Annotated in this window: 11 protein-coding genes and 1 pseudogene; 1 reads left to right on the top strand and 11 read right to left on the bottom strand. The window is 58.4% G+C overall.

Features of this window, described 5'->3' with window-relative positions; all coding sequences use genetic code 11:
• Positions 1–443: 443 nt before the first annotated feature.
• From J2046_RS33345 to J2046_RS33310, 8 genes are all read right to left on the bottom strand, one after another.
• Complete coding sequence (locus J2046_RS33345) at positions 444–1,400, bottom strand: branched-chain amino acid ABC transporter permease (protein WP_227705934.1); 957 nt, start codon at positions 1,398–1,400, stop codon at positions 444–446.
• A gap of 64 nt (positions 1,401–1,464) precedes the next feature.
• The gene (locus J2046_RS33340; protein ID WP_210059080.1) at positions 1,465–2,346 is read right to left on the bottom strand and encodes a branched-chain amino acid ABC transporter permease; all 882 of its coding nucleotides are present in this window, start codon (positions 2,344–2,346) and stop codon (positions 1,465–1,467) included.
• An 80-nt stretch (positions 2,347–2,426) separates the two neighbouring features.
• The gene (locus J2046_RS33335) at positions 2,427–3,164 is read right to left on the bottom strand and encodes an ABC transporter ATP-binding protein (RefSeq protein ID WP_210059078.1); all 738 of its coding nucleotides are present in this window, start codon (positions 3,162–3,164) and stop codon (positions 2,427–2,429) included.
• A complete protein-coding gene (locus J2046_RS33330; protein ID WP_210059076.1) occupies positions 3,161–3,937 on the bottom strand; it encodes an ABC transporter ATP-binding protein in 777 nt (258 codons plus the stop codon). Before J2046_RS33330 ends, J2046_RS33335 begins: the two co-directional genes overlap by 4 nt.
• Complete coding sequence (locus J2046_RS33325; protein ID WP_210059075.1) at positions 3,934–4,722, bottom strand: SDR family NAD(P)-dependent oxidoreductase; 789 nt, start codon at positions 4,720–4,722, stop codon at positions 3,934–3,936. The genes J2046_RS33330 and J2046_RS33325 overlap by 4 nt, the downstream gene beginning before the upstream one ends.
• Positions 4,723–4,741: 19 nt before the next feature.
• Positions 4,742–5,551 (bottom strand): SDR family NAD(P)-dependent oxidoreductase, encoded by an 810-nt coding sequence (locus J2046_RS33320; RefSeq protein WP_210059074.1) that lies wholly within the window; start codon positions 5,549–5,551, stop codon positions 4,742–4,744.
• A 95-nt stretch (positions 5,552–5,646) separates the two neighbouring features.
• Entirely contained in the window at positions 5,647–6,885 is a 1,239-nt protein-coding gene (locus J2046_RS33315; protein WP_210059073.1) for an ABC transporter substrate-binding protein, read from the bottom strand.
• Positions 6,886–6,935: 50 nt separating this feature from the next.
• Positions 6,936–8,642, bottom strand: a complete 1,707-nt coding sequence (locus J2046_RS33310) for an FAD-dependent oxidoreductase (protein WP_210059072.1) — start codon at positions 8,640–8,642, stop codon at positions 6,936–6,938.
• Between the two features lie 226 nt (positions 8,643–8,868).
• Here J2046_RS33310 and J2046_RS33305 point away from each other — a divergent pair, with 226 nt between their 5' ends.
• A complete protein-coding gene (locus J2046_RS33305; protein WP_210059071.1) occupies positions 8,869–9,813 on the top strand; it encodes a helix-turn-helix domain-containing protein in 945 nt (314 codons plus the stop codon).
• On the opposite strand, the gene J2046_RS33300 is transcribed toward J2046_RS33305, so the two are convergent.
• From J2046_RS33300 to J2046_RS33290, 3 genes and pseudogenes are all read right to left on the bottom strand, one after another.
• Positions 9,779–10,366, bottom strand: coding sequence for an NIPSNAP family protein (locus J2046_RS33300; protein ID WP_210059070.1), 588 nt, complete (start codon positions 10,364–10,366; stop codon positions 9,779–9,781). The two genes, J2046_RS33305 and J2046_RS33300, sit on opposite strands and share 35 nt — an antisense overlap.
• A 348-nt stretch (positions 10,367–10,714) precedes the next feature.
• Positions 10,715–10,852, bottom strand: a pseudogene (locus tag J2046_RS33295) (transposase domain-containing protein); the annotation flags it as partial.
• A 26-nt stretch (positions 10,853–10,878) separates the two neighbouring features.
• Positions 10,879–11,132: hypothetical protein (locus tag J2046_RS33290; RefSeq protein WP_210059069.1), on the bottom strand; the 254-nt coding region annotated here is incomplete at its 5' end.

Here is an 11,132-nt window from a genome sequence, read left to right as displayed (position 1 = left end):
AGGACCGGTCGGCCAGGCACAACATGTCCGGCTCAAGGCACGCCAGGACGGCCTTGGCGAGCGTGACCTCGCTGGTCGCGCAACCGGCCATCTGGCTGGCGAACAACACCTGCGTGCCGTTCTCGACCAGGCTGACAAAGCGGATTTGCGGATATGCCGGCCAGCACGGAACAGTTCATGATCATATCAAACTACTTCATCGAAGCCGGATATGATCGAACCTAAAAACATCCCGCTCTAATGTGCCGTTGTCGGAAATCCTCAACCTGCGCCAGCAATACGCCCGACCGCCGTTCTCCTCGCCGGCGTGATCGGATTGGGGTGCGGTATCGGTCTGCGGAAGATGGCTCGCATTCTGGCGCGATCAAGGAAGACGCGCTGGATCATGCCGTCAACAGGCACTTCTCCAAAGTAGCGTATCGTGTAAATGAGAGGGAACGTATTTACGAGTTACTGCGTAACTCGACCGATTGTTTTCGCTCAAAAAATCCGGTGATTTCACCGGCAATGCCCTTGCGGAACAGGATGACACAGAGAACGAATATGCTTCCGGTGATCACCGTGATGGGGATGACGGATGCGGCAAGAAAGTTCTCCAGCGACAACACGATCCCAGCCCCGACAATAGGCCCGATCATAGTTCCAAGCCCTCCGAGCAGCGTCATCAAGATCACTTCGCCAGACGCCTGCCATGTGACGTCTGTCAGCGTTGCAAGCTGGAAGACGATCGCCTTGGTGCCGCCAGCGAGGCCGGCGATCGATGCTGACAGCACGAAGGCGCCGAGTTTATAGCGCTCGGTGCGATAGCCGAGGGAAATAGCCCGTGTCTCGTTTTCCCGTATGGATTTTAGAATGGCACCGAAGGGCGAATGGACGATGCGCCAGATCGCGAACATGCCGGCGACGAAGACCGCAAGGACGAAGTAGTACATATTAATCGCCGGATTGAGATCAATGAGGCCGAACAAGGCTCCCCGGGGAACCGACTGGATGCCGTCTTCTCCGCCCGTGAAGGGCGACTGGACAAAGACGAAATAGACCAGTTGCCCGCAGGACAGGGTGATCATCGCAAAATAGATGCCCTGTCGCCGGATTGCGATGGCGCCGATCAAGCAGCCGAGGACGGCAGCAAAAGCCGTGCTGGCGATGATCGCCAGTTCCGGGGTGAAGCCCCATACCTTGGCGCTGTAGGCGGCGATATAAGCCGCGCCGCCGAAGAAAGCGGCATGTCCGAAGGACAGAAGGCCGACATAGCCGATCAGCAGATTAAAAGCGGCGGCGAAAAGCCCGAAACAGAGCAACTTCATCAGGAATATGGGATAGACGAGGGCCGGAGCGGCTATGAGGACGGCCAGCCCGACTGCGACCAAGAGCCAGGCCCAATTTATGGACGAAGCCATTCGCGGAATCGGGGTGGTTGCTAGCTTATGGATTGTGGCCATTAATTCCTCCGGAATTTTCAATCTAAGCTCGACCGAACAGGCCGGCGGGCCTGACGAGAAGAACGATGATCATGACAGCAAAAATCACAGTGTTGGACGCCTCGGGATAGAAGACCTTGGTCAGCCCCTCGATGAGGCCGAGCGTATAGCCGGTGGCGATGGCACCGATCAGCGACCCCATTCCACCAATCACGACGACTGCAAAGACGACGATGATGAGGTTCTGTCCCATCAGCGGGCTCACCTGGTACATCGGCGCCGCCAGAACGCCCGCAAGCCCGGCAAGACCGGAGCCGAGCGCATAGGTCAGGGTGAGCAGGAGCGGCACATTCACGCCAAAGGCCTGCACCAGCTTCGGATTCTCCGTCGCCGCGCGCAGATAGGCGCCGAATTTCGTCCGCTCCACCAGCAACCAGGTAAGAAGGCAGACTGCCAGCGAGGCGATGATCACGAAACCCCGATATTTCGGCAGCATCATGAAACCGAGATTGACGGCGCCGGACAGTTCCTTCGGTGCCGCGTAGGGCTGGCCGCTGGAACCGTAGAAATGTCGAAACAAGCCTTCGATGATGAGGGTCAGACCGAAGGTCAGCAGCATTCCGTAAAGATGATCGAGGGAATAGACCCGGGCGATCAGCAGCCGTTCTAGCACAGCGCTGAAAAGGGCGACCAGCAGCGGCGCGATCAGCAAAGACGGCCAGAAGCCGATGCCGGCGAATTTGAGTAGCAGCAATGCGGCAAAGGCGCCGAGCATATATTGTGCGCCGTGGGTGAAATTGATGACGCGCAGCAGCCCAAAAATGACGGCGAGCCCCAGACTCAGCAGCGCATAGAAAGACCCGTTGATCAGTCCGATCAGCAACTGGCTGAACAGCGCCGCCGAGGGAATACCAAGAATTGTCATCGTTCACCTTAATTCCTATAGTGTTCTGGTGGGCGGAAGCGTTTGTGAAAGGTAGGGACTAGACCGGTTTCCAGCATAGCTCAGACACCCAGAACGTCGCTTAACCAGTCTTGCCGCCCAGGCAATTCCGCCGCCGAAAACTGATCGAGGACCTGTCCGTGCTCGATCACGTAGTAGCGTTCCGCCACGCGCTGGGCGAAACGGAAGTTCTGCTCGACGAGAATGATTGTGATGCCGCGTTTTCGAAGTGCGATGATAACGTCGCCGATGCGATCAACGATCACCGGCGCCAATCCTTCCGTCGGCTCGTCGAGCAGCAGGATCCTGATGCCGGTGCGCAGGATGCGGGCGATTGCCAGCATCTGCTGTTCGCCGCCGGAGAGGCTGGTGCCTTGGCTGTGGCGCCGTTCCTTGAGGTTCGGAAAGAGCGCGTAGATCTCTTCGACGGTATGACCGCCTTCTGCGACGATGGGAGGCAGCAACAGGTTTTCCTGAACGGTCAGACCGGAAAAAATGCCGCGTTCTTCCGGGACGAAGCCCAGGCCATGCCGCGCGATATGATGCAGCGGCAGCCGGCTTATGTCCTTTCCACCTATCTTGATTTCGCCGCTGCGGCGGTCCATCAGACCCGTGATCGATTTGAGCGTCGTGGTCTTGCCTGCGCCGTTGCGGCCAAGGAGCGCCACCGTTTCGCCGCTGTGAATATCAAGATCGATCCCGTGCAGCGCCTGGCTCTCGCCATACCAGGCCTTCAGGTTGCGGGCAGACAGGATGGCGGTCTGGTCCTTCACCGCGTTTATCCGTGTTATTGCCGTCATACGGCGCTCCCCATATAGGCTTCCCTTACTCTCGGATCTTGGCTGATCTCCTCATAGCGGCCCTCCGCCAGGACTTCGCCGCGCTGCAGAACGGTCACCCGGTCGCAGAGATCGGCGACAACTGATAGATTGTGCTCCACCATTACGATTGTGCGCCCCTCAGCTACCTTTCGGATCAGATGCGCGATCTGGTGAATGTCTTCACGCGCCATGCCGGCCATAGGTTCGTCGAGTAAGAGCAATTCGGGATCCAGCGCCAATGTTGTTGCCAGCTCCAGCGCTCGCTTGCGGCCATAGGAAAGCACACTGGCCGCTTGGTCGCGGAAAGATTCAAGGCCAACCGAGGAAAGGAGCTCCATCGCCCGTTCATTAAGCCGGTCGAGGCTGGATTGCGGGCGCCAGAACTGGGTCGCTAGTCCATTCGGACGCTGTAGCGCGATCCGGACGTTCTCCAGCACGCTTAGATGGGGAAACGTCGACGATATCTGAAAGGAGCGGACGAGCCCCATGCGGGCGATGTCGGCAGGCGAGGAGCGCGAAATGTCGGTCCCGCGGAAATGAATCATTCCCCGTGTAGGCACCAGGAAACGCGTCAGGAGGTTAAAGCAGGTGGTCTTGCCGGCTCCGTTCGGTCCGATCAACGCGTGGATCGATCCGCTGCGGACGGTCAGGTCGACATTGTTGACGGCGGTGAAACCCCTGAAGACTTTAGTCAGGCCGCGCGCAGTCAATATTGCTTCCCGGTCGCAGTTTCCGGTAAGAAGCGTGCTCATAACTTGCCCCCTGTTTCTAGGGGATGGGCATCGCCGAAATCGGAAAAGGCGTTCCAGCCGCCATCGACACTCAGAACGGCGCCAGTGATATACTTTGCGGCCGGAGACGACAGGAAATAGGCGGCCTCCGCGATGTCGTCGGGTTCGCCGAGTTGCCCCATCGGAATGCGTCGCCGGATCTGGGCTATATCGATCCGGCCGGCGTTCGTCAGCTTGCGGACGAGCGCCGTTTCGACAAAGCCAGGTGCGATGGAATTGACACGAATGCCCTGCGGGGCCCATTCGCAGGCCATAGAACGGGTCATGGCGATGATGCCGGCCTTGGCGGCACCATAGGCGTTTCGTCTCGGCAGGCCGCCAAGGCCGGCGATCGAGGAAATATTGACGATGGTGCCACCGCCATTGTCCAGCATCATGCGCCCCATCTCCTTGGAGACGAGGAACGTGCCGCGCAGATGCGTATCCAGCACCTTTTGGAATTGGGCGGCATCCTGCTCGATCGTCGGCAGATGGCTATCGGCGATGCCGGCATTGTTGATGACAACGCCGCAGTTTCCGAAACTCTCGCGCACCGACTGCGCCATTGTCTGCACGTCCTCTTCGCGGGTGACATCGGCGGCGAGCGCCAGATGACCGGGGTCAAGTTCGCCAAGCCGATCGTGCACCTTCTGGCCATCGATATCGGCAAGGGCTACCCGGAAACCGCGCGCCGCATAAAGGCGCGCCATGGCCCAGCCGATCCCGTCGGCCGCGCCCGTGATTAGAATCGTTTTCTCAAGCGTCATCTGCTCCTCCAAAGCATCTTCAGCCGCCATATCCCGGGCGCGGGATACTGCTCATCAGCGTCTGGGCAAACCCGCCGTCGACGACAATCTCCTGCCCATTGACATAGCCTGCACGGGGGCTTGCAAGAAAAACAGCAGCATTGGCAATATCATCCGGTGTTCCGATGCGCCTCAGCGGAACAATGTCTTCGCGCGCCCGCCTGGTTTCGGGCTGCCGATAGAAGACATCCGATAGAGGAGTATGGATCAAGCCGGGGCTGATCGCATTCGAGCGCACACCCTTCGGTCCCCATTCAAAGGCGAGCTGCCGTGATAACATCGAAACTGCCGCCTTGCCGGGACTATAGGCGCCGCTGAACGCCTGCGGATGGGATGCGGCGATGGATGACACATGCACGATAGCGCCCTCGCCCTTAGCCAGCATCGGGCGGCCGAATATCTGCGAGCAGAGCAGGTAGCCCGTCAAGTTGACGTGCAGCATCTGCTCCCAATCGGAGATTGGCAACACATCCAGATGGCCGGGCCGCAGGATTGCCGCGTTGTTGACGAGGATGTCGCATGTACCGAACCTGTCATGGGCGGCGGCGGCTGCCGTCTCGGTGGACTCGGCGCTGCTGACGTCGCAAGCGAGCGCCAGGGCCGACCCACCCGCCCGTTCGATCATGGCCACCGTTTCCCCGCAGGCACCGTCCTGCCGGTCCAGAACCACGAGTTTCGCACCGGCCGTGGCGAATTCCTTCGCGATGGCCTGCCCGATTCCGCCTGCGGCGCCAGTCACTATGCAGACACGGTCCTGAAGCTGCAGCCACTGATATTCATATCCCGACACAAAATTGACCTTTCGCAATGAGCTGGAAGAAATGGTGGACGCACGGCAACCGGCGATCCCCGGCGCCGAATAGCGACGCCGGGGATCGCTGTAGATCAGATCAGGGGGCAGTTCCCCTCGCTGAGCGGGCGAAAGGCTTCATCCGCCGCGATCGTCGCTTGCAGCTTGAAGACATCGCCGCGGCTCGTGCTCTCGTCGGGCGACTTCACCGTGAAGAGATAGGCAGGATGGATCTTCCGTCCGTCTGCGCGGATGGAGCCCTGCCCGAACGCATCATCATCGGTCGGCATGTTTTTCATCATGTCGATAACGGCCTTGCCCGATTTCTTCGCTTGGGCGACGCCGAGTTCCTTGACCGCCTTCAAATAATGCAGGATGCCGGCATAGTCGCCTGCTTGACTCATGTTCGGGAACACTCCTTCCGGAAGTTGCGGCTTGGCCCGGTTCATGAAGGCCCTGGTTCGATCGTTGAGATCCCAATAGAAGGTCTCCGTCATGCTCAGTCCCTGCGCTACGGGCAGCCCCATGCCGAGCACATCCGTGATATACCCTACCAAGGCCGCCATGCGGATGCCGCTGTCGGCGATACCGAATTCCTGGGCCTGCTTGAGGCAATTGATGAGATCGTTGCCGGAATTAGCGAAGCCGATGACATTGGCTCCGCTTCCCTGCGCCTGAAGCAGGAATGAAGAGAAATCGCTGGTGCTGCCGTAGGGATAGCGTACCGATCCGACGATTTCGCCGCCCGCCGCCTTGATGAAGTTGGTCGCATCATTTTCAGCGGCGTGCCCGAAAGCATAGTCCGCGGTTATGAAGAACCATTTGTTTCCGCCGGTACGGACGGTCGCCGTCGCCGTCGAATGCGCCAGGCACCAGGAATCCCAGCTCCAGTGGACGACATGCGCGCTGCAATATTTGCCGGTGATGTCGGAGCTGCCGGCCGTGGTGATGATTGCGGCCTTATCCTTTGCTTCGAGCTGATCGCGCGCGCCGAGCGCAATGGCGCTATTGCCGACGTTGCTCAGCACGTCGACCCCGTTGCGATCGAACCATTCGCGGATGATGGTCAGGCCGATATCCGGTTTGTTCTGGTGATCGGCAACGAGTACCTCGACCTTGAAGCCCGGATTAGCAGCGGTGAATTCGGCGACCGCCTGGTTGACGCAGGCAACCGAGACCGGACCGGAAACGTCCTGATAGATGCCGGACATATCGGTGATGACGCCGATGCGGATCGTATCATCCGCTTGCGCGCGGGGGCGCCGCAGCGGCATCATGCCCGTTACGGTCGCCGCCGTGGTCCCACCCAGTAAAGCTCGTCTTGTTATCTGCACTTTCATATCCTCCCAAATGATGTGCTGGAAATTCCGCCGTTTACGGCGCCTCAGCTCACGCCGGCCAAGTGCCGCGCCGTGAGATAGCCGAAGGTCATGATCGGACCGAGGGTGATGCCGGCGCCCGGATAGTTGCCGCCCATGACGCTTGCGCGATCGTTCCCCGTTGCGTAGAGCCCTTTGATCGGCTGCCCGTTCGCATCCAGAACATCTCCATAAAGGCCCGTCTTCAGCCCATCGAAGGTGCCGAGATCCCCCATCATGATGCGCACCGCATAGAAAGGTCCCTTTTCGATCGGAGCGACATTCGGATTGGGCTTGTGGTCCGGGTCTCCGAGATAGCGGTTGAACGAGCTCGTGCCACGGCCAAATGCTGGATCGAGTCCCTTCCGGGCGGCGACGTTATAGTCAGAAACGGTCTTCTGCAGGACAGTGGGATCGACGCTGATGGTCTGAGCGAGCTCCCGAAGAGTCTTGCCGCGACAAAGATAGCCGTTGCGCAAATGCCCGCCGAGCGGCACCGGCGCGGGCTTGACATGCCCGAGACCGTATTTGCGAATGGCTGCGTGGTCGCAGATCAACCATACCGCGGCATCCGGCTCGTTCGCTGATGCCTCGATGATCGCCGCCCCGACGTCGTGATAGGAATTGGATTCGTTGGTAAATCGGAGGCCGGAACTGAGGACTGCTATGATGCCCGGTTTGTAGCGGTCGAGAAGATGCGGGAAGACGCCGATCTTGCCGTTGCCCATCGGGACGGCCGAGACTGGCATCCAGGCGGCTGCGTTCGGAAAGCGAGTCTCGCAGACCCCGCCGGCCTGCTCGGCCATCGAAATCCCATCGCCGGTATTGCCATCGGGCGTCGGCGAAAGGTGCTTTCCGCCTCGCCTGACATGCGGATAGGCTTTCGCAATTCGCGCAAGATCATGCGGGAAGCCTCCGGCAGCAAGCACGACGCCACGCCGCGCGGTGATGCGAACCGGCCCTTTGTGTCCTTGTACCTGCGCTCCCTTCACTATATCACCATCGATAATCAATTGTTGAGCTGGCGTTTGCGTGTAAATCGGAATGCGAAGATCGAAAGCGGACTTGGCCAGCCGCGCGGCAAGCGCATTGCCGGCGGTGATATTGACGCCACGATGATGAACGGCGAGTTCCCTCAGGTGCCCGGCCAGGCGGCGAACCACATAGAGCGCGGAGGTCAGCGACCGAGTGGCATTGAAGAAATGCTTGATATCGGCGCTCGACGAATTGAACATCATGCCGATGAAGGTGATGGTTTTGAGTGGCGGGCGCAGACGCTTCAGATTCTGACCCAACGCGGTCGCATCATAGGGTGCAGCGACGACCGAACGACCGACGTCGATACCGCCCCGCACATCGGGATGATAATCGGGATAGAGTGTCGGCAGGAACTTGACGTCGGTTTCCCGTTCAAAGAACTCCAGCATTTCGGGACCATGATCGAGAAAAGCATCGATCGCAGCTTCGTCGAAAAAATTGCCGGTTTCGTTCTTTAGATATTCGCGGGCGCTTTCCCGGCTGTCCTGGATGCCATACTTTCGTGAATGAGGATTGCCAGGAACCCAGAGGACACCGCCGGAAAAGGCGGTTGTTCCGCCGAAAAACTCTTCCTTCTCGATCACGATCACATCGAGGCCGAGCTTCTTCGCGGTGATCGCGGTTGAAAGCCCGCCGGCACCCGAGCCGATGACCAGGACGTCACAGGTCGCATCTTGCAACAGATATTTTGGCATGTCTCCTCCACTCGCTGCTTTGCCTGCTTGGCTCTCCCCTGTGAGAATCCTCTCTCCATCCACGACGTGCTCCAACTCTGAAGCAGGCGATGTTGTTGGATGCCCGTGGGTAATTGCTAAGGCCACCTCCATAGCCAAACAATGGAAGAAGCGTTATTTATGTTGTACAATTCAATTGCTGCTATGCAGCAATTGAAACTGCATTGCGGTCGCGGGAGCTTTACAAATGTTAGGAAAGATCACGATTCCACGCTATTATCTCTATGGAGATCCGCATTCGGACGTTGATCTCGATTTCCTTCACACGGAGGCGATCCATGAACGAAGCGGCCCGAATAATTGGATAATTCGTCCTCACGCTCATCCCGACCACACCCAGATTCTGCTGGTCCTCGAAGGTGGCGGATGGATCCGGATGGAGGAAAAGACATGGCAGATCGCGCCACTTAGCCTCATTGTCGTGCCTGCATCGATCGTCCATGAGATCAATTTCCTGCCTGGGACCGATGGAGAGGTGATTACGGCTGCCTCAGCCTACATTGCAAGCGTTGCACGAGGAGATCCTGCGCTGATCGAGACAACCCGGATTGCTGCTGTATATCCGGTCGGCGGCGCGGATGTACGCATCGATGGCTTAAAGGATGCTTTTCACTGGCTTCACTACGAATTCATCTGGTCTGCGCCCGGCCGCAGACTTGCAATCATGGCGCAATGTTTGCGAATTCTTGTCTCTTTGCTGCGGGCTCGCAGTGGTGCCGTCCTCGATGCTCATCGCAGGGATCGGAATTACGACCTGTTTGTGAGATTTCGAGACCTGCTTGAACAGTATTTCCGCGAAGAAAAGAACTTGGGCTTCTACTCCGAACGTCTACATGTCACTGTTCCGCGGTTGAATCTTGCTTGCAAGGCTCGCGGAGCGAAAACCGCCTCGAACCTGCTCTATGAACGGGTAATGATCGAAGCGAAGCGATACCTCCTCTATACAGAAATGTCGGTTACCGAGATTTCACACGCACTCGGGTTCGACGACCTTGCTTATTTCAGCCGCTTCTTTTCGCAGCGAGCCGGGATGCCAGCGGGGTTTTACCGCCGGCAGAGCCGTACCGAGAGCGGGCTCAATCCCGGCGGGGTCAGCACTACCGTAAGGGAGACAGTGCCAGCGGGCGGATGAGTTCATGTTCGATGGGTGCTCCATCGTAGCCCATGAGCAAGTCCGGTTGACTTGCCTTGATCAGGGTGAAGTGGCTCTGCGGCCGGTATCCCGACACTGTCCGGAAACCTGCAACCAGGCCGGGGGTTTCTGGCGGCAAGGTTTGAGCGCTAATGGCGATGGCATACCAGTCCTCCCCGAACATCGGCTCGCTTTCGATCTGCTGCTGATGCGCCTCCTTGCGCCTGGCAACAACCCCGTCGAGCAGCTTCGAACTCGTTTCGAGGGACAGAAACGCGTTGCGTTGGCTCACGACCAGTGTGAAAGCGTTGGGAACGAATTGATCATTCCATTCGCGATCCTTTGCCACTGCAAGACGGCAGAGGGTTCTCTCCTGCAAGGATTCATAGGCCCAGAGGTGATGGATGCGGTTGAGACCGCCGCTCTCGGTCATCCAGTAGCCAGCGAGCGGAAGGTGACGGGTAATGAGATGGACGCCACCGGTGCGAAAGAGACCGAGATATTTGAGAGCCTTTCCGGGCAACAGATCATAGGTCCGCAGTTCGAATATCATGTGATCCTCCCGTAGAATTCATATCATTGCGGCATTTGCGGCGGCGGTGTTCCTGTGCCAATTGAAGGTGTGAATGAGGCGATCCGAGTTGGCCGGAACCCACACATCCTTCACGCTATGAGGATACGTGAAATCCTGGCAATGGACGAAAGCGAAAGAATGTTGGACGTTTCGGCTATGCCGAATGGCAGCCGCCCTGTTTCGAAGCTGTCGAAAGACCTATGGATTGCCCATATAGGCAACGCTCAGCCGTATCGGCGTCTCGGCCCCATCGATTTTCCGGTTGCAACGGTGATGTCGATCGCTTGCGGAAGGTCCTGTGAGCACGTCTGAGAGTCCCGAACGAGCTCATTGTGAGGCGCTGATCCGTTGCGCATAGGCCCAGGGCATGAGGGCGTCGATGTCTTTGGCGAGGTGGCCGTTGGCGAGGCTGATGAAGAGATCGCGCAGGTAGGCGTAGGGCTCGACACCATTCATTTTGCAGCTTTATGCCGACCGGCGAACTATGCCGACTAGAGCGGGATGAATTTAGGCGGAATCGGCATGGGGATTGAACGAAGCCGCTGGCGCGGCACTTGGAGTGCGGGATTTGCATGATGCGCTTCTGATTTGAAGGATTGGGCTGTTTTAGCCAACCTTTGAACAGGAGATGACGATGACAGAGATAAGCCGTAAGCGCCGTCTCCGCCCCATTGGATTGGGTGTATTTTGAGGCTTGCTGCGTATGCGAGAAGGTTTCCAGTTTTATCTGGAGATTTGCATGGCA

The organism is Neorhizobium petrolearium, assembly GCF_017873175.1.
GTDB classification, from domain to species: domain Bacteria; phylum Pseudomonadota; class Alphaproteobacteria; order Rhizobiales; family Rhizobiaceae; genus Neorhizobium; species Neorhizobium petrolearium.
This window is presented reverse-complemented; position numbering and strand designations above follow the sequence as displayed.